This window comes from Streptomyces albicerus (assembly GCF_008905045.1).
GTDB classification, from domain to species: domain Bacteria; phylum Actinomycetota; class Actinomycetes; order Streptomycetales; family Streptomycetaceae; genus Streptomyces; species Streptomyces albicerus.
On sequence record NZ_VWMY01000024.1, the window covers coordinates 21,158 to 39,720 of the forward strand.

At 71.2% G+C, this 18,563-nt stretch carries 19 protein-coding genes; 16 read left to right on the forward strand and 3 right to left on the reverse strand.

Translation table 11 applies throughout. The features are described from left to right. Nucleotides 1-12 precede the first annotated feature (12 nt). The 13 genes from GAS53_RS22315 to GAS53_RS22375 all read left to right on the forward strand — a co-directional run bounded on the left by GAS53_RS22315 (nucleotide 13) and on the right by GAS53_RS22375 (nucleotide 14,332). On the forward strand, nucleotides 13-639 hold the full coding sequence (locus GAS53_RS22315) for an NUDIX domain-containing protein (protein ID WP_151479439.1): 627 nt from the start codon (nucleotides 13-15) through the stop codon (nucleotides 637-639). A gap of 194 nt (nucleotides 640-833) precedes the next feature. Then, nucleotides 834-2,951, forward strand: coding sequence for a tetratricopeptide repeat protein (locus GAS53_RS22320; protein WP_225859034.1), 2,118 nt, complete (start codon nucleotides 834-836; stop codon nucleotides 2,949-2,951). 163 nt (nucleotides 2,952-3,114) lie between these two features. After that, nucleotides 3,115-4,230 (forward strand): alanine dehydrogenase, encoded by a 1,116-nt coding sequence (ald, locus tag GAS53_RS22325; RefSeq protein ID WP_151479558.1) that lies wholly within the window; start codon nucleotides 3,115-3,117, stop codon nucleotides 4,228-4,230. 422 nt (nucleotides 4,231-4,652) lie between these two features. After that, nucleotides 4,653-5,780 (forward strand): ParA family protein, encoded by a 1,128-nt coding sequence (locus GAS53_RS22330; RefSeq protein ID WP_079053143.1) that lies wholly within the window; start codon nucleotides 4,653-4,655, stop codon nucleotides 5,778-5,780. Continuing rightward, a complete protein-coding gene (locus GAS53_RS22335; RefSeq protein WP_151479440.1) occupies nucleotides 5,765-6,346 on the forward strand; it encodes a hypothetical protein in 582 nt (193 codons plus the stop codon). The genes GAS53_RS22330 and GAS53_RS22335 overlap by 16 nt, the downstream gene beginning before the upstream one ends. An 18-nt stretch (nucleotides 6,347-6,364) precedes the next feature. Then, complete coding sequence (locus GAS53_RS22340; protein WP_151479441.1) at nucleotides 6,365-7,537, forward strand: segregation and condensation protein A; 1,173 nt, start codon at nucleotides 6,365-6,367, stop codon at nucleotides 7,535-7,537. After that, complete coding sequence (gene scpB, locus GAS53_RS22345; protein WP_151479442.1) at nucleotides 7,534-8,190, forward strand: SMC-Scp complex subunit ScpB; 657 nt, start codon at nucleotides 7,534-7,536, stop codon at nucleotides 8,188-8,190. Before GAS53_RS22340 ends, scpB begins: the two co-directional genes overlap by 4 nt. Further along, a complete protein-coding gene (locus GAS53_RS22350; protein ID WP_151479443.1) occupies nucleotides 8,190-9,335 on the forward strand; it encodes a pseudouridine synthase in 1,146 nt (381 codons plus the stop codon). Before scpB ends, GAS53_RS22350 begins: the two co-directional genes overlap by 1 nt. Before the next feature lie 153 nt (nucleotides 9,336-9,488). Then, nucleotides 9,489-10,460: a sigma-70 family RNA polymerase sigma factor gene (locus GAS53_RS22355; RefSeq protein WP_151479444.1), complete on the forward strand. Its 972-nt coding sequence runs from the start codon at nucleotides 9,489-9,491 to the stop codon at nucleotides 10,458-10,460. Next, nucleotides 10,457-11,041: a TIGR03086 family metal-binding protein gene (locus tag GAS53_RS22360; protein ID WP_151479445.1), complete on the forward strand. Its 585-nt coding sequence runs from the start codon at nucleotides 10,457-10,459 to the stop codon at nucleotides 11,039-11,041. Before GAS53_RS22355 ends, GAS53_RS22360 begins: the two co-directional genes overlap by 4 nt. A 24-nt stretch (nucleotides 11,042-11,065) precedes the next feature. Beyond that, a complete protein-coding gene (locus GAS53_RS22365) occupies nucleotides 11,066-12,493 on the forward strand; it encodes an MFS transporter (protein ID WP_151479446.1) in 1,428 nt (475 codons plus the stop codon). A 61-nt stretch (nucleotides 12,494-12,554) separates the two neighbouring features. Beyond that, complete coding sequence (locus GAS53_RS22370; protein ID WP_151479447.1) at nucleotides 12,555-13,316, forward strand: NUDIX hydrolase; 762 nt, start codon at nucleotides 12,555-12,557, stop codon at nucleotides 13,314-13,316. After that, nucleotides 13,313-14,332, forward strand: a complete 1,020-nt coding sequence (locus tag GAS53_RS22375; RefSeq protein WP_151479448.1) for an ADP-ribosylglycohydrolase family protein — start codon at nucleotides 13,313-13,315, stop codon at nucleotides 14,330-14,332. The genes GAS53_RS22370 and GAS53_RS22375 overlap by 4 nt, the downstream gene beginning before the upstream one ends. A 31-nt stretch (nucleotides 14,333-14,363) precedes the next feature. Here GAS53_RS22375 and GAS53_RS22380 read toward each other — a convergent pair whose 3' ends face one another. The 3 genes from GAS53_RS22380 to GAS53_RS22390 form a co-directional block, all read right to left on the reverse strand. Next, complete coding sequence (locus GAS53_RS22380; RefSeq protein WP_151479449.1) at nucleotides 14,364-14,810, reverse strand: Rieske (2Fe-2S) protein; 447 nt, start codon at nucleotides 14,808-14,810, stop codon at nucleotides 14,364-14,366. After that, nucleotides 14,807-15,391, reverse strand: a complete 585-nt coding sequence (locus tag GAS53_RS22385; protein WP_151479450.1) for a DUF6529 family protein — start codon at nucleotides 15,389-15,391, stop codon at nucleotides 14,807-14,809. The genes GAS53_RS22380 and GAS53_RS22385 overlap by 4 nt, the downstream gene beginning before the upstream one ends. A gap of 96 nt (nucleotides 15,392-15,487) precedes the next feature. Further along, a complete protein-coding gene (locus GAS53_RS22390; protein WP_151479451.1) occupies nucleotides 15,488-16,156 on the reverse strand; it encodes a hypothetical protein in 669 nt (222 codons plus the stop codon). 179 nt (nucleotides 16,157-16,335) lie between these two features. Between GAS53_RS22390 and GAS53_RS22395 the strand changes: the two genes are divergently transcribed. From GAS53_RS22395 to GAS53_RS22405, 3 genes are all read left to right on the forward strand, one after another. Continuing rightward, nucleotides 16,336-16,806, forward strand: a complete 471-nt coding sequence (locus tag GAS53_RS22395; protein WP_404829267.1) for a YidB family protein — start codon at nucleotides 16,336-16,338, stop codon at nucleotides 16,804-16,806. Between the two features lie 130 nt (nucleotides 16,807-16,936). Beyond that, nucleotides 16,937-17,299, forward strand: coding sequence for a chorismate mutase (aroH, locus tag GAS53_RS22400; RefSeq protein ID WP_151479453.1), 363 nt, complete (start codon nucleotides 16,937-16,939; stop codon nucleotides 17,297-17,299). Then, entirely contained in the window at nucleotides 17,296-18,381 is a 1,086-nt protein-coding gene (locus GAS53_RS22405; RefSeq protein ID WP_151479454.1) for a prephenate dehydrogenase, read from the forward strand. The genes aroH and GAS53_RS22405 overlap by 4 nt, the downstream gene beginning before the upstream one ends. Nucleotides 18,382-18,563: the final 182 nt, after the last annotated feature.

Below are 18,563 nucleotides of genomic sequence, written 5' to 3' on the forward strand. Positions count from 1 at the left end.
GGACAAGTCGACATGACCATCAAGGACACCGCCGAGGAGTGGGAGGTCAGGGCGACCGAGACCCCGTTCGTGGGCAACAAGACCTCCGTGCGCACCGACGACGTGGTCATGCCCGATGGATCGGTCGCCCGCCGCGACTACCAGGTCCACCCCGGCTCGGTGGCCGTGCTCGCCCTCGACGACCAGGGCCGTGTCCTGGTCATCCGCCAGTACCGGCACCCCGTGCGCCACAAGCTCTGGGAGATCCCCGCGGGCCTGCTCGACGTCCCCGGCGAGAACCCGCTGCACGCCGCCCAGCGCGAGCTCTACGAAGAGGCCCACGTCAAGGCCGAGGACTGGCGCGTACTGACCGACGTGTTCACCACGCCCGGCGGCTGCGACGAGGCCGTACGCATCTTCCTCGCCCGCGATCTCTCCGAGGCCGAGGGCCGGCGCTTCGAGGTCGAGGACGAGGAGGCCGACATGGAGCTCTCCCGCGTTCCGGTCGACGAGCTCGTACGCGGTGTCCTCGCCGGTGAGCTGCACAACAACTGCCTCGTCGTGGGCGTCCTTTCCCTGATCGCCGCCCGGCACGGCGACGGCCTGGACGCACTGCGCCCGGCCGAGGCGCCGTGGCCCGCACGCCCCTTCGAGGCGTGATCCACTCCGGTTCCACCCCGGTAGCCAGTCCGGCGCACGCATGAGGCCCATCGGTATGACGATCGCCTGATCCGATCGGGGGACGTACCCGCCGCGCTCGGCACGGATCGTCGCAGAGCGTGAACTAGGCTCTGGAAACGCCCCGACCGGAGTCCCGGCGGGCTTGCGCGTGCAGTGGGACGGGAGTGTGGCCCGTGGCGGATCAGGCGGTGGGCACCGACGACGCGATGGTGTCGGAAAAGGGGCAGCGCCCGGCTGTCCAATCCTCCCCCACTCTCGACTTCGCTCGAGCGGGGGGACCCCCATCCACGGAGAGTCAGTTCCTCGGCCGCACAAGAGAGTTGAAGGAACTCCGGGCAGACATCGAGCGGGCAGGACTGGACACCCTCGCGGGCCGGAAAGCGCCACGCGCGCGCGTGCTGCTCATCGCGGGCAAGCCCGGTTCCGGCCGTACCGCGCTCGCCGAGGAGCTCGTACGGCAGGTCGCGGACAGTTACCCGGACGGCGTCCTGCGGGCCAGGCTCACCGAGCCCGACGGCACGCCCGTACCGACCGAACGAACCGCCCGTGACCTGCTCACCGCACTCGAACTGGCCGCCCCGGCGGGAGCCGACGAGGACGACCTGTCCGAGCGAGTGCGCGAGGCGCTCGCCACCCGCCGCACCCTGCTCCTGCTCGACGACGCGGCCGACGCCGAGCAGGTCGACGCGCTCCTTCCGGAGACCCCCGACTGCCTCGTCGTCGCCGTTTCCGGCGGGCCCCTGACCGGGATCCCCGACGTCCGCCCCTGCACCCTCGGCGGCCTGGACACCAAGTCCGCCCTCGATCTCCTCGGCCGGTACACCGGCTCGGTACGCATCACCGTCGACCCGCGCGCCGCCGAGGGACTCGTGGAGATCTGCGCGGCCCAGCCCGCCGCGCTTGTCCTCGCCGGCGCCTGGCTCGCCCACCGGCCCAAGGCGGCCGTATCCGACCTGGCCAAACAGCTGCGCACCGAGGGTGACGGGGGCTCGGTCCTCGACCGCGTCTTCCGCCTCTCGTACACGGCCCTGCCCGCGGCCGCCGCGCGGATACTGCGACTCCTCTCGCTCGCCCCCGTGGGCCTCGTCGACCCGCACACCGCGTCCGCGCTCGCCGGCTGCTCGGTCGGCGCCGCCCGCACCACCCTGGACGACTTCACCGAGCTCGGCCTCGTCCGGCCCGTCGAGTCGCCGCTGCCGCAGTACGAGGTGCCCGGCTGTCTGCTGCCGCTGCTGCGCTCGCTCGCCGAGACCCAGGACCGACCGGCCGAACTCCAGCTGGCCCGCGCCCGGATGCTGGAGCGGACCGTACGGCTGCTGGTGTCCTGCCGTGCGATCACCGAGACCGACAGCTCACCCGCCCGCGAGAAGCTCGCCGGGATGCCCCGCGCGCTGCGCTTCCCGAACCCCCGAGCGGCCGCCGACTGGCTGCGCATCCGGCAGCCCGCGCTGCTGGCCGCCGCCCGGCTCGCGGTCGCCGACGGGGAGCTGGACACCCTGGCCCGCCGTCTCATGGCCGCGCTGGTGAGGGCGATGGTCGCCCATTTCGGTACGCAGGCCGCGGCGCCCGAGCTGTACGGCATCCACCGGCTCGTCCTGGACGTCGCCGAGCGCCGGAACCTGCCCCGCGAGAAGGCCGCCGCACTGCTGAACCTCGCCGATCTGGACGCCCAGACCGGCCGTACGACGGAAGCCCTGGCCCGCTACCGGGCCGCCCTCGACGCCGGACGCGAGGCGAACGACCCGTATGCGACCGGCCGCGCGATGGAATCCGTAGGCGGTGCCTATCAGGAGCTCGGGGACTACGACCGGGCCGCCGACTGGTACGGGCGCGCGCTCGCCCAGCGGCTCGCGCGCGACGAGCGCGTGGACGCGGCCCGGCTGCACGGCCGCATCGCCACCGTGCACACCTACGCGGGCCGATACGGCGAGGCGTTGCTCAACTGGCGCTCGGCGGTCACGGGGCACCGCAGGACGGGTGATGTGCCTGGCCAGGCAAGGGCGTTGAGCGAGATGGCGCGGGTGCAGGAGTACGCGGGCCGGCCCGAGGAGTCCCTCGCCACCTGCCACGAGGCGGTCGAGTGGGCGCGCCGCGCCGAGGACGTACGGCTGCAGGCCGCGCTGCAGCTCCGGCTCGCCGACACGCTGGACCGGCTGGGAGACCCCGCGGCCGCCCGGCTGCACCGCGGCACGGCCGAGCGCATGCTGGGTGATGAGCTCCCCGAGGACGCCTCAGCCAGGGAACAAGACGCTAACGCCTGCGAAATCCGTAGTACATCCGAAGAAGATTGATGCATTGAAAGGCTAGACAGAGGGAATCCCTTCATTAGACTGGCTCCGCCGCGTCCTTTCGTGGTGTCTCCCGGTGTGCTCCCGTGCGTGCCGGTTTGCCAGGACTTGTCCTGGCCGCGTTGCGTAACCCCACACCCCTTCTGAGCCAAGGACCGTGATCGACGTGAAGGTCGGCATCCCCCGCGAGGTCAAGAACAACGAGTTCCGGGTGGCCATCACCCCCGCCGGCGTGCACGAGCTGGTGCGCCACGGCCACCAGGTCCTCATCGAGCAGAACGCCGGCGTCGGCTCCTCGATCACGGACGACGAGTTCGTCGCCGCGGGCGCGCAGATCATCGGCACCGCCGACGAGGTCTGGGCCACCGCCGACCTGCTGCTGAAGGTCAAGGAGCCCATCGCCGAGGAGTACCACCGCCTCCGCAAGGACCAGACGCTCTTCACGTACCTGCACCTGGCCGCGTCCAAGGAGTGCACGGACGCGCTCCTGGAGTCCGGCACCACCGCGATCGCGTACGAAACGGTCGAGCTGCCCAGTCGCGCACTGCCGCTGCTCGCCCCGATGTCCGAGGTCGCGGGCCGCCTCGCCCCGCAGGTCGGCGCCTACCACCTGATGCGCGCCAACGGCGGCCGCGGCGTGCTGCCCGGTGGTGTCCCCGGCGTGCTGGCCGGCCGGGCCGTCGTCATCGGCGGCGGTGTCTCCGGCTGGAACGCCGCGCAGATCGCCATCGGCATGGGCTTCCACGTGACCCTGCTCGACCGCGACATCAACAAGCTCAAGGAGGCGGACAGGATCTTCGGCACGAAGATCCAGACCGTCGTCTCCAACGCCTTCGAGCTCGAGAAGGCCTGCCTCGAGGCCGACCTCGTCATCGGCGCCGTGCTCATCCCGGGCGCCAAGGCCCCGAAGCTGGTCACCAACGAGCTCGTGTCGCGGATGAAGCCCGGAAGTGTTCTTGTCGACATCGCGATTGATCAAGGCGGTTGCTTCGAGGACTCGCGTCCGACGACGCACGCCGAGCCGACCTTCCCTGTCCACAAGTCGGTCTTCTACTGCGTCGCCAACATGCCCGGCGCGGTGCCCAACACGTCGACGTACGCGCTGACGAACGCCACGCTCCCGTACATCGTGGAACTCGCGAACCGCGGCTGGGTCGAGGCGCTGCGCCGTGACCCGGCGCTCGCCAAGGGCCTCAACACCCATGACGGCAAGGTGGTTTACCGCGAGGTCGCGGAGGCGCACGGGCTCGAGCACATCGAGTTGGAGACCCTGCTCGGCTGACGGTCCGACCGATTCGTCCCGGCCCGTCGGCCGATCTCTCCACCGATAAAAGGCGATACGTCAACACAGGTCGTCAACATCGCGCGTCCGGCCGGACCTTGCCGCGCAGGGTCCGGCCGAATGTGTGTCGAGTCACTTTGCGAGACTCGTTCAACTCGCCTCGAACGTAACCCTTGAACCGTTTCGCACACCCGTGAAACCTGCCGTGCGACGCCCTTACGCCCTTGACAGAGGGGTGTTCCGTTGCCGACACATCGGGCCGGGTCCGGCGGATTGTGTTGCTGCGGACCGGTGACACGCCATAGAGTCGCCAACCGTCGGCATGGTGCCACGCTGACCTATCTAGAAGTTTCCTGGTCACCAAGGAGGTAAGACGACTTGTGAATGAGTCGACATTTACTCCCGGGGGTGGTCAACCAGGAATGCCTGCGCAGGGCTCAAGGCCCACGGGGCTCGAGGCTGTCGGCTCCGTTGCTGTGCGCACCTTCGCAGCCCACCAGAGTCCGAAGATGACTCAGACAGCACACCAGAGCATGGATGGCCATCACGTGAACGCCATGGCCGGCAACGGAAGTGGCGAGAACCGCACCCACTTCGCCGACTACGACGACCTGCCCGAGGGGCACTTCTACGACCCCGACGCCGAGTACGAGCCCGATCCGGAGTACGCGGCCACGCTCGCGCCCGACGCGGCCCGTCAGCGCCGTGAGCGCATCGGCCCGACCGGACGTCCGCTGCCGTACTTCCCGATCCCGGGCCCGCTGACCGACCACGGCCCCGCGAAGATCATCGCGATGTGCAACCAGAAGGGCGGCGTCGGCAAGACGACGTCGACCATCAATCTGGGCGCCGCGCTCGCGGAGTACGGACGCCGGGTCCTGCTCGTCGACTTCGACCCGCAGGGCGCGCTGTCCGTGGGCCTCGGTGTCAACCCGATGGAGCTCGACCTCACGGTTTACAACCTGCTCATGGAGCGGGGCATGGCGGCCGACGAGGTGCTCCTGAAGACGGCGGTTCCGAACATGGACCTGCTGCCCAGCAACATCGACCTGTCGGCCGCCGAGGTTCAGCTGGTGTCCGAGGTCGCGCGCGAGTCCACGCTGCAGCGGGCCCTGAAGCCGCTGATGGCCGACTACGACTACATCGTGATCGACTGTCAGCCCTCGCTCGGTCTGCTCACCGTCAACGCCCTGACGGCGGCGCACAAGGTGATCGTGCCGCTCGAGTGCGAGTTCTTCGCCCTCCGTGGTGTCGCGCTGCTCACCGAGACCATCGAGAAGGTCCAGGAGCGGCTCAACCCCGAGCTGGAGCTCGACGGCATCCTCGCCACGATGTACGACTCGCGGACCGTGCACAGCCGTGAGGTGCTCGCGAGGGTGGTCGAGGCGTTCGACGATCACGTCTACCACACGGTGATCGGCCGGACCGTCCGCTTCCCGGAGACCACGGTCGCCGGTGAGCCGATCACGACGTACGCCTCCAACTCCGTCGGGGCCGCCGCCTATCGCCAGCTCGCCAGGGAGGTGCTCGCCCGGTGTCACGCCGAGTGAGTCTGCCGGGGGCCGACGAACTGTTCCGTACGACCGGGGGGATGGCGCTCCAGGCGTCCAGCCCCAGACGTCAGGCCAACGGCGAGGCCCGGGTGCCGGCTCCGGCGGGCGAGAGCGACGCCGCTGCCGCCACCGGGGAGGACGCGCCGCAGTCGGTGCCCGTACAGGGCGGCGACGGTGAGGGCGACGAACATGTCGCGGCCGACGCCGAGTCCTCCGACGGGGAGTCCCGCAGCCGGGGCGCCGCCACCGCGGAGCGTTCCGGGCGGCGGCAGGGGGCGCAGGAAGGTTCTGCCGCGGCTTCCGCCAACGCGCAGCCGCGGAAGCGCGGGCGTGGGTCCGGGCGGCGGCCCAGCGGGCGTGAGCGGCACGACGAGAAGATCACGGTGTACGTGTCCGCCGAGGAGCTCATGGATCTTGAGCACGCACGGCTGGTGCTCCGTGGGGAGCACGGGCTCGCCGTCGATCGCGGGCGGATCGTGCGTGAGGCTGTCGCCGTGGTGCTCGCGGATCTTGAGTCTCGTGGGGACGCGAGCATTCTCGTACGACGGTTGCGTGGGCGGTAGCGGTAGCCTGCGACGGCTATGACCTCGAACGACGTCCCTGTCCCCGCCGATGGCTCCGCCGGTTCCGGTGGCCGTCGGCGTGCGCTGGGACGGGGGCCCGGGGCTGCGCCCCCGGCTGAGCCTCCGGCCGAGGTCCTGCCGCCTGCGGAGCCCGCGCCCGAGCCGGTGCCCGAACCTTCTGCGGAAGCCGAGCCGCCTGCGGCGGAGAGCGAGGTTCTGGGCCCGGCGGATTCTGAGGCTGCGGACCGTGGGGCGTCGCGCCCACCCTCCCCCACTCTCGGCTCCGCTCGAGCGGGGGGACCCCCATCGCCCGGCGAGACGCCTGCCCACAACGCCGGCGAGCTGGAAAGCGAGCCTGAGCCCGCCGCACCCGAAGAGCCCGACGACGGGGTCTTCAAGGTTCGGCTTGCCAACTTCGAGGGGCCCTTCGATCTGCTGCTTCAGCTGATCTCCAAGCACAAGCTGGACGTCACCGAAGTCGCGCTCTCCAAGGTCACCGACGAGTTCATGGCGCACATCCGGGCCATGGGACCGGACTGGGACCTCGACCAGACCACCGAGTTTCTTGTCGTCGCGGCCACGCTGCTCGACCTGAAGGCCGCTCGGTTGCTGCCCTCCGCCGAGGTCGAGGACGAAGCCGACCTGGCCCTGCTCGAAGCGCGGGACCTGCTCTTCGCGCGGCTGCTGCAGTACCGCGCTTACAAGCAGATCGCCGACATCTTCAACCGCCGCCTCGAGGAGGAGGCCCGGCGCTACCCCCGTACCGTCGGTCTTGAGGCGCACCACGCCGAGCTGCTGCCCGAAGTCGTCATCAGCATCGGGGCGGAAGGATTCGCCAAGCTCGCCGTGAAGGCGATGCAGCCGAAGCCGAAGCCCCAGGTGTACGTCGACCACATCCACGCCCCGCTCGTCAGCGTGCAGGAGCAGGCCGCGATCGTGGTGGAGCGGCTGCGGGAGCTCGGGGAGGCCAGTTTCCGCTCGCTCGTCGAGGACACCGACGACACCCTTACCGTCGTGGCGCGTTTCCTGGCCCTTCTGGAGCTCTATCGCGAGAAGGCGGTCTCCCTGGACCAGGAAGAGGCTCTGGGGGAGCTGATGGTGCGCTGGACGGGCGGGGAGGGGGATGCGCAGCCGACGGTGACGGACGAGTTCGACAGGCCGCCGGAGCCGGTCAAGGAGGAGAAGACGTGAGCGAGGACACCATCGAGGCCCCGGCAGGACCGCGTACCGTCGCGGACCTCGACCTCCGGCCCGCCCTGGAGGCCGTGCTCATGGTCGTGGACGAGCCCGCGACCGTGGAGCACCTCGCGAAGATCCTGGAGCGGCCGAAACGGCAGATCGCGGACGCGCTGCGCGCGCTGGCCGACGAGTACACCGTCCAGGGGCGCGGCTTCGAGCTGCGGCTCGTCGCCGGTGGCTGGCGTTTCTACACCCGGCCCGAGTACGCGGCGGCGGTCGAGCGCTTCGTGCTGGACGGGCAGCAGGCCCGGCTCACCCAGGCGGCGCTGGAGACCCTGGCCGTGGTCGCGTACCGGCAGCCGGTCAGCCGTTCCCGGGTCTCGGCGGTCCGTGGAGTGAACTGCGACGGCGTGATGCGGACCCTCCTGCAGCGGGGTCTGGTCGAGGAGGCGGGCGCGGAACCCGAAACAGGTGCGATCCTGTACAGGACGACGAACTACTTCCTGGAGCGAATGGGCCTGCGCGGCCTGGACGAGCTCCCGGAGCTCGCGCCCTTCCTCCCCGAGGCGGACGCGATCGAGGCCGAGACGCTGGAAGGGGTCCCGTCGTTCGATCCGGATGCACCGGATGCAGATGCAGACGACACGACGACGACGGAACTTTGATGCGAAGCAGTGGCAGCGGCAGTGGCAGGAACACCGGGCGCGGCAACCCCCGGGGGACCGGTGGGGGCGGCAAGCCCCGGGGGACCAGTGGGGGCGGCAAGCCCCGCGGCACCGGGGGGAGCGGCTCCCAGCCGAAGAGCGGGGGAGCGCGCGACGACAGGCCGAAGCGCGCTGGAAAGCCCCGTCCCGAGGAGCGCCGCTACGACGTGGGCCCCAGCGCCACCCACGAGGGCCCGAAGTCGGGGCGCGGCAACGCGGCACGCGGCGGCGCCAAGGGCGGTCCCAAGCAGGGACAGCAGCGCGGTGGCCGTACGGAGCCCGCGCGCTCCCGTGAGTACGAGACGCGCGCCGAGGAGCGCAACCGTGACCGGTACGCGGGCAAGCCGGACGTCAAGCCGCCCAAGACCTTCCCGGGCGCCGAGCAGGAGGGCGAGCGCCTGCAGAAGGTGCTCGCGCGCGCGGGCTACGGTTCGCGGCGTGCCTGCGAGGAGCTGGTCGAGCAGGCCAGGGTCGAGGTCAACGGCGAGATCGTCATGGAGCAGGGTCTGCGCGTCGACCCGGAGCACGACGAGATCAAGGTCGACGGGCTGACCGTCGCCACGCAGTCGTACCAGTTCTTCTCGCTGAACAAGCCCGCCGGCGTCGTGTCGACCATGGAGGACACGGAGGGCCGGCAGTGCCTCGGTGACTACGTGACGAACCGCGAGACGCGGCTCTTCCACGTCGGGCGGCTCGACACCGAGACGGAGGGCGTCATCCTGCTCACCAACCACGGAGAGCTGGCGCACCGCCTGACCCACCCCAAGTACGGCGTGAAGAAGGTCTACCTCGCGCACATCGTGGGCCCGATCCCGCGCGACCTGGGCAAGCAGCTCAAGGACGGCATCCAGCTGGAGGACGGGTACGCGAAGGCGGACCACTTCAGGGTCGTCGAGCAGACCGGCAAGAACTACCTCGTAGAGGTGACCCTGCACGAGGGCCGCAAGCACATCGTGCGGCGCATGCTCGCCGAGGCCGGTTTCCCGGTCGACAAGCTCGTGCGCGTGTCCTTCGGGCCGATCACCCTCGGCGACCAGAAGTCGGGGTGGCTGCGGCGGCTGTCGAACACCGAGGTCGGGATGCTGATGAAGGAAGTCGGCCTCTAGAAGTCGTCAGGTGGGGCCTCCGGGAGGCTTTCAGGAGGCTTTGGGGGAGTTTTTTCGCACGGCGTCGGCCGGTTCCGGGATTTCTCGGCGCCGGCCGATGCGTTTTCGTCCGCCCGCCGGTCTGTACCGGTGGGCGAGCGAAGGGATACGGCGATGAGTACGACGTCCGACCGCGACGAGTTCGTACGGCTGACGGATCCGTACCGACGGGAGCTGCTTGCGCACTGCTACCGGATGCTGGGGTCGGTCGACGAGGCCGAGGATCTGGTGCAGGAGACGTATCTGCGGGCCTGGCGGTCGTACGACGGGTACGAGGGCCGTGCCTCGCTGCGCACGTGGCTCCACCGGATCGCCACCAACACGTGTCTCACGGCGCTGGAGAGCCGTGTGCGCCGTCCGCTGCCCTCGGGGCTCGGCGCGCCCTCTCAGACGCCTGAGGAGCCGGTGAGGGTGCCTGCCACGGATGTCCCCTGGCTGCAGCCGCTGCCCGACGCGCTGGTCGACCCGGCGTCCGTGGTGGCCGCGCGGGGGAGTCTGCGGCTCGCGCTCGTCGCCGCGCTGCAGCACCTGCCCGCGCGGCAGCGGGCCGTGCTCCTCCTGCGGGACGTACTGGCCTGGCGGGCGTCCGAGGTCGCCGCGTTGCTCGGGACCTCGACGGCGGCGGTCAAAAGCACCCTCCAACGCGCGCGTGCCCGGCTCGACGAGGTCGCTCCGGACGAGGACCTCGTGGTCGAGCCCGAGGACGCGGGGGACCGTGCGGTGCTCGACCGCTACGTGGCAGCCTTCGAGCACGCCGACATGGACGCGCTGCTCGGGCTGCTCCAGGAAGGCGTCGAGCTGGAGATGCCGCCCTACTTGGAGTGGTTCAGCGGGAGGAAGGACGTACTGCGGTTCCTGGAGGGGCTCGACCACAAGAAGGGATATATGCGGATGCTCCCCACGCGGGCGAACGGGCAGCCGGCCGTGGTGGCGTACAAGCGCGGTGCGGACGGGGCGTACCGGGCGCACTCCGTGCAGGTGCTCACCGTCGAGGGACCTGTCGAGGACCGGGAGATCACGCGGATCACCGTCTTCCTGGAACCGGGGCCGACCGGGCGCTTCGGGATGCCGGAGGTGCTGTCGTGAACTCCGGGGAGCTGCTGGAACGTTCGCTCGCGTACGCCCTGGGAAGCGTCGCCGCCGTGGCCCCTGGGAGCCTGGGGCGGGCCACCCCGTGCGCGCGGTGGGACCTGGGGGAGTTGCTCGGTCATCTCGACGACGGGCTCGACGCACTGCACGAGGGGCTGACGGGCGGCCGGATCGGTCTCTTCCCGGGGGCGGAAGGCCGCGCGGATCCCGCGTGCGACTTCCGGCGGCGGGCCTGCGCGCTGCTCGGCGCCTGGGTGGCCCTGCCCGGTGAGGGGCGCTCCGTGACCGTGGGCGACCGCCCGCTGGACGTCCGGGTGATGGCGGCCACCGGCGCCGTCGAGATCGCCGTGCACGGCTGGGACGTGGCGCAGGCCTGCGGGCGGCCGCGGCCGATTCCGTCCGCGCTCGCGGCCGAGCTGCTGTCCGTCGCGCGGTGCGTGGTCGCGGACGAGGACCGCGGGGTGCGTTTCGCCGAGCCGGTCGGCGTGCCGCCCCGGGCCGGTGCCTCCGACCGGCTCGTCGGGTTCCTCGGTCGCGATTCCTTTTCGGGGCGGGGCCGGTCTGCCTTCCGTGAGTGACTTTCACGGAAGGGCTTATCCCTCATGGCTGACATCGATATCGCAGAGACCTTGCTCGCCCCCGCCCGCAAGCCACCGTCCACCGCGCCCCCACGGCGCGTCTGGACGGTGGTCCTTGCCGGGCTGGGGGCGCTCCTGTGCGCGCTGGACGTGGTGGTCGTCGCCACCGCGCTGCCCGCGCTGCAGGCCGACTTCGGGGCGAGCCTGTCCGCCCTGGAGTGGACGATCAACGCGTACAACCTCGTCTTCGCCTGTCTGACCCTGACGGGCGCGGCGCTCGGCGACCGGTTCGGGCGGCGGCGGATGTTCGTCGTCGGGCTCGCCGTCTTCACGCTGGCCTCCGCGTGGGCCGCGCTGGCCGGCGGCGCCGGTGAACTCATCGCCGCACGTGCCGTCCAGGGCGCCGGAGCGGCCGTACTGCTGCCCCTCACCCTGACCCTGATCAGCGAGGCGTTCCCGGCCGAGAAGCGGGGCGTGGCGATCGGCCTCTGGGGCGGGGTGAGCGGGCTCGGGGTGGCCGCCGGGCCGGTGCTGGGCGGGGCCGTCACGGATGGCCTGTCCTGGCAGTGGATCTTCTGGCTGAACGTGCCCCTGGGGCTTGTGATGCTTCCGCTCGCCGCGATGAAGCTGCGCGAGAGCTTCGGGCCGCGGCCTCAACTGGACATCGTGGGTCTGGTGTTGGCGGCCGTAGGCCTGACCGGGCTCGCCTGGGCACCGGTGCGGGCGCCGGAGGCCGGGTGGGGGAGTGCCGAGGTGCTGGTCGCCCTGGCCGTCGGGGTCGTGTTCCTGGCGGCCTTCCTCGGCTGGGAGCGGTCGGGGGCGAAATACCCGATGCTGCCGCTCGCGCACTTCCGGCGGCGCGGCTTCTCCACCGCCAACGGCGCGGTCTTCCTGATGTTCATGTCGCTGCTCGGCGCGCTGTTCATGATCTCGCAGCTCTTCCAGGTCGGCCTGGGCAACACCCCCTTGGAGGCGGGCCTGCGGATTCTGGTGTGGACCGGCACGCCGCTGCTCGTCGCGCCGGTCGCGGGCGCGCTCGCGGACCGGTTCGGGAACCGGCCCTTCATGCTGACGGGCCTCGTCCTCCAGGCGGTGGGACTCGCGCTGATGGCCTGGCAGGTGGAGCCCGGGGTCAGCTACGACCGCCTGGTCGTGCCGCTGATCATCGCCGGAGTCGGCATCTCGATGGTCTTCCCCACCGTCGCGAACGCCGTGAGCTCGTCGGTGCCGCCCGCCGATGTGGGCGTCGCGTCGGGCGTCAACAACGCGCTGCGCGAGCTGGGCGGGGTCTTCGGAGTCGCCGTGGCCGCGGCCGTGTTCGTCCGGTACGGGGGCTACGACTCGGCGGAGAGCTTCATCGACGGATGCGCCCCCGCGCTGTGGGTCTCGGCGGCAGCCTCGGCCGCCGGGGCGGTGGTGGCGTCGTTCGCGCCGTCCAAGCAAGGGAGTTGAGGGGTTGCCACCGGCCGCCCATCTCTTTATAGTCTGAGTGACTATTAAGGAGGTGGGCAGCGTGGCCGCAGCAGAGGGCACCGCACCCGAGGGCTACGACAAGCACGCCTTCGAGCCGTTCGCCGTCACCGTCGATCTCGCGGTGTTCACGGTCCGGGCGGGCGCACTCCAGGTGCTGCTGATCGAGCGCGGACAGGAGCCGTACGCGGGCCGCTGGGCGTTGCCCGGCGGCTTCGTGCTGCCCAAGGAGTCCGCCGAGACGGCCGCCAGGCGCGAACTCGCCGAGGAGACCGGGTTGTCGGACGTCTCGGGGCTCCATCTGGAGCAGCTGCGCACGTACAGCGAGCCGGACCGCGATCCCCGGATGCGGGTCGTCTCCGTGGCATACACCGCGCTGCTGCCCGACCCACCCGAACCGCACGGCGGCGGGGACGCGGCGAGCGCGCGATGGCTGCCGTACGACGGGCTCGGGCCGCTCGCCTTCGACCACGACCGGATCCTCGCCGACGCACATGAACGGGTCGGTGCCAGGCTCGAGTACACCTGCCTCGCCACGGCGTTCTGCCCGCCGGAGTTCACCCTCGGGGAGCTCCAGCAGGTCTACGAGACCGTATGGGGCACGGTTCTCGACCGGCCGAACTTCCGGCGCAAGGTCCTTGCCACGCCCGGTTTCGTCGAGCAGATCCCCGGTGCCGCACGGCTGACCGGCGGGCGGGGCAAACCCGCCGCGCTGTATCGCGCGGGTACCGCCACCGCCCTGCACCCCCCGCTGCTGCGACCGGCATCGGCACTGTCTTCGTCTACGGAAGGACGACCCTCATGACCACGACCGTCAGGAAGCACGCCGCCACCGGGGCGTTGGTCGGGCTCGCCCTCGGGGACGCGCTCGGCTACCCCACCGAGTTCAAGGACGTGCCGTCGATCCTCGCCACGTTCGGGCCCTGGCGCGAGATGGAGCTGCCGGATCCCGCGTACGTCACGGACGACACGCAGATGACGCTGGCGCTGGGACGGGGGCTGCGGACGGCGACGGATCGGGGGCTGCTCGGGCCCCGGGAGTTGGAAGAGCCGGTGCGCAGGGAGTTCATCGCCTGGAATCGGTCGCCGGAGAACAACCGCGCGCCGGGCAACACCTGCCTGACCGCCTGCGAGCTGCTGGAGCGCGAGGACCTGCCCTGGCAGCAGGCCAGCCAGGTGGGGTCGAAGGGCTGCGGTGCCAACATGCGTGTCGCTCCCCTCGGCCTCGTCCCGGGGCTGAGCGACGAACAGCGGGCGGGGGCCGCCCAGTTGCAGGCCGCGCTCACACACGGCCACCCGACGGCGCTCGCCGCCTCCGACCTCACCGCGCACGCGGTGCGTCTGCTCGCGCAGGGCGCCGAGCCGACGGGCCTGGTCGGACTGCTGCGCTCGTACGCGTACGAGAACCGCACCCGCTACCACGACCGCTGGCTCGGCGATCTGTGGACCCGCGCCCAGGACCCGACGCCGACGCACTTCATCGCGCGCGGCTGGGACGAGTGCCTGGAGGCCCTGGAGCGGCTTCAGCAGGCACTGCGGTCACCGTCGCCCGAGACGGACCCGTGTCTGGCCACCGGTGCCGGATGGATCGCGGAAGAGGCCCTCGCCACCGGCCTGCTGTGCTTCCTGCTCTTCGTGGACGAGCCCGTGACGGCCCTGCGCCGGGCCGCCTGCACCTCGGGGGACTCGGACTCGATCGCATGCCTCGCCGGCGCCTTCGCGGGGGCGTACCTCGGTGCCGATGTATGGCCTACGGAGTGGGCCGACAGGATCGAGTACCAGGGGGACCTGATGGCACTGGGGGCGCTCTGGGACGCCTGACCGGCCGAGCCGGGCCGTCCCGGGAGCCGGTTCACGCCACGCTGATCGAGTCCCCGGTGACCGTGATCTGCTTCTCGGGGAGCGGCTTCTGGGCCGGGCCGTCGGCCACCGAGCCGTCGGCGACGCGGAACTTGCTGCCGTGGCAGGTGCAGTTGATCGTGCCGTCCGAGACGTTGGCGACCGTGCAGCCCTGGTGGGTGCAGACCGCCGAGAAGGCCTTGAAGTCGCCCTGCTCGGCCTGGGTGACGACGACCTTCTCGTCCTTGAAGATCTTGCCGCCGCCGACCGGGATGTCGCCGGTCTTGGTGAGCTCCTCGCCGGCCGGCGCCTCGCCCCCGGTCGGGCTCCCCGAAGCGTCCGGGGAAGCGGGCTCCACCGTGTCGCCCCCGTCGTTCTCGTCCCCGTACTCGCTGCAGCCGACGAGCAGCGCGGCCGCGCCCGCAGCGAGAACCGTGCGCCGCGTCGAGGGGTTGGTCATGTCGTCACTCCGAACGTGCGGAAGAACCAGAGGGCGGAGGTCAGCCAGACCACCGTGAGGGCAGAGAAGACCAGTCCGCCGACGATGGGCAGCACCCAGCCGGGCAGACGCTCCGAGCGGAGCAGCAGCATCTTGGCACTGAAAGCACCGAAAAAGAAGCAACCCAGGAGTGAGTGCCACAAGACGCGCGGTTCATATGTCTGATAGCCCAATGCGTACAAACAGTGCACGGCTACCGGTACCGCGACAAGGAACGCGATCCGGCCCGACCAGCGGTGCAGCACCCCGGACCAGCTCGGCCCCGGCAGCCGCCCGTACACCATGAGTGCCGACACGAACTGCACGACCGCGAAGCCCATCGCGGCCGTGGCGAGCCACGACTTGACCGCGCCCGTGCTGTTGAAGCCCGCCAGGTTGAAGGCGGTGCCCTCCGGGTCGTGCACCTTTCCGTAGACGCCGAGGCCGACGGCGACCGCGCCCGCGACCAGGGCCGGTACGAGATAGCGGGCGGCTCCCGGGCGACGGTGGGCGGGATCGGGCGAGGGGAAGCCCTGGGTGGCGGCGTTCGGGTCCACGGTCATGGTCGGCTCCCTGCGGTCACGGTCATGGGGCAAGGGGCGGAGCTGCGGAGCTGAGGACAGAGGCAAGGGTGGGCGTGGGGATCATGGGTCACGGGATCAAGGGGTCACGGGTCGGGCGGTGAGCTGCTGTCCGTCGACCGTCACGGCGCCGGTCTCGGGGTCGATGAGGGGCGCGGCCGCGGGCTTGCCGTCGCGCTTGACGATGCCGACCTGGCGGCCGTCCGGCAGGACGATCCAGCCGCCGTCGACCTCGGCGCCGCGTACGGTCGCGGTCGCGCGGTACAGCCCGGAGGGCTTGACGGCCTTGTCGGCCGTGAAGCCGTAGTCCTGCTGTCCCATCTCGACCGTGCCGCGGATCCGCTTGCCGGTCAGCTCGCCGGTGAGTACGCCGCCCGACCGGCTGGTGAGCCGCATGCTGCCGTCGGCCTTGACGTCGCCCTTCAGCCACGACTCCTGGTCCCGGCCGTCACAGAAGTACGCGACCGCCTTGCCGTCGCGCAGCGTGACCGCGACCGCGGAGGAGTCGTCGTCGGTGCGGCCCGCGTAGTCGCCGTTCGGCACGGCGGTCTTCGACGGGCTGGGCGACGGCGACGGTTCGCTCGGTGCGGGCGTAGCTGTGGGTGTCGGGCTCACCGACGCCGCGTCGGGTGACGACTCGCTCCCGGTCGACGTGCTGCGCGTCCCCGTCGTCGCGTTGAGCGACAGCATGAACAGGGCGACCAGCAGTCCCGCGAGCAGAGTGAAGAGGGGTCCGGAACGCTTCATTCTTGTCTCCCCCGAAGAGCGGCACGGACAGCCTCATCCATGCAAGCGGACCCGCGGGCCCGGCGTCCAGAGGTGCACAAGAGCGACTTCGAGGAGTCTTTTTGGGCAACTGGCCCTCAAGTGGCGGGAAGGGGTGATTCGGGTGACATTGGCAGGGTCTGAGGCCGGGCACCCAGGGGATGGGCCCGGCCGCATCCACGAAAGGCGCGACCATGGCGGGTAACGATCTGGGCAGTCTGCTCGGCAGTGTCCTCGACGGAGGCGGCCAGGGCGGCACCGCCGGTGGGGCCGGCGGATCCGGTGGGGCCGGCGTCCTCGGCTCGCTGCTCCAGGCGCTCATGAACGGGCAGGGCGGCAGTGGTGGCAATCCGCTGGGCGGCCTGATGGACCTGCTCACCAAGTCCGGCCTCGCGGAGCAGAAGGACTCCTGGGTCGGCACCGGCGAGAACCGGCCCGTGACCGGCGCGCAGATCCAGCAGGCGCTGCCCGACGAGACCCTCAAGCAGGTCGCCGAGCAGGCGGGCGTCACGACCGACCAGGTCGCCACGGAGATCGCCCGGACGCTGCCCGAGGTGGTCGACAGGCTGACCCCTGACGGACATCTGCCGGCCGGCTCGATCGAGGACCTCGTCAAGCAGCAGCAGATCTGAGCCTCTTGGGGGTGCCCTTCCAGGCATGCGGCGGCCGTCTCGGCAGGCGGGCGCCGCGCACCGGCGCCCTGAGGGCTGACTAGGCTGGATGTACCAAGAGCCGGTACGCACATCAGCAAGGAGCATCACCGTGGCGGTACGAGCGGTCCGGGGCGCCGTCCAACTGGAGCGGGACGAGGCCGGGCACATGGACGAGCAGGTCAGCGAGCTGCTCACCGCCATCCTCGAGCGGAACGGGCTGACCACCGACGACCTGATCAGTATCTGGTTCACGGCGACGCCCGACCTGCACAGCGACTTCCCGGCGGCGGCCGCGCGCAAGCTCGGCATCGTCGACGTACCGCTGATCTGCGCGCAGGAGCTGGACATCGAGGACGCGATGCCCCGGGTCGTACGGGTCCTCGCGCACATCGAGTCCGACGTGCCCCGCTCCGACATCGCGCACGTCTACCTGGGCGCCGCGGGCGCGCTGCGCAAGGACATCGCCCAGTGAGAACCGCACTCGTCATCGGCACCGGACTCATCGGCACGTCGGCCGCGCTGGCCCTGGCCGGGCGTGGCGTCGTCGTGCACCTCGCCGACCACGACCCGGAGCAGGCCCGTACGGCGGCCGCGCTCGGCGCCGGCACGGACGAGGAGCCCGCGGGCCCCGTCGACCTCGCGATCATCGCGGCGCCGCCCGCGCATGTGGCGGCGACTCTCGCCGACGCGATGCGGCGCGGGGTGGCGCGCGGCTACCTCGACGTGGCCAGCGTCAAGGGCGGGCCGCGTCGTGAGCTGGAGTCGCTGGGCCTCGACCTGTCCGCGTACATCGGTTCGCACCCCATGTCGGGCCGCGAGAAGTCGGGCCCCCTGGCTGCCACCGGTGACCTCTTCGAGGGGCGCCCCTGGGTGCTGACGCCGACCCGTGACACCGACACAGAGGTGCTGAACCTCGCGCTGGAGCTGGTCTCGCACTGCCGTGCCGTACCGGTCGTCATGGACGCCGACGCCCACGACCGCGCGGTCGCCCTCGTTTCGCACATGCCGCACCTGGTGTCGAGCATGGTCGCCGCACGACTGGAGCACGCCGAGGAAGCGGCCGTACGGCTCTGCGGTCAGGGCATCCGTGACGTGACCCGGATCGCCGCGTCCGACCCGCGGATGTGGATCGACATCCTCTCCGCGAACCCGGGCCCGGTCGCCGACCTCCTCGCCGACGTCTCCGCCGACCTCGACGAGACCGTGCAGTCCCTGCGCGCCCTCCAGTCCTCCGACGAGGCCAAGCGCCGCGAGGGCGCCACCGGCATCGAGGACGTGCTGCGCCGTGGCAACGCCGGCCAGGTCCGCGTCCCCGGCAAGCACGGCGCCGCCCCCACCACGTACGAGAGTGTCGTCGTCCTGATCGACGACCAGCCGGGCCAACTGGCCCGCATCTTCGCCGACGCGGGCCGCGCGGGCGTCAACATCGAGGACGTACGCATCGAGCATGCGACCGGGCAGCAGGCGGGCCTGGTGGAGCTGATGGTGAAGCCGTCGGCGGCGCCGGTGTTGACGGCGGCGTTGCGGGAGCGGGGCTGGGCGATCCGGCAGTAGCGCCGGGTGTTCCGGCCGCGGCGGCCGGCGTGACTTTGGCGGTAGGGCCGCGCGTCCGGGCCGCGGCGGGCGGCGTGACTTGGCGGGCGGGCCGTGTGATGCGGGCGTACGGCCAGGGGATTGCGCCCCGGAGATGTGGGATTCGGCCGTAGATGTGGGCGAACGACCCGTCCTGGTGACGT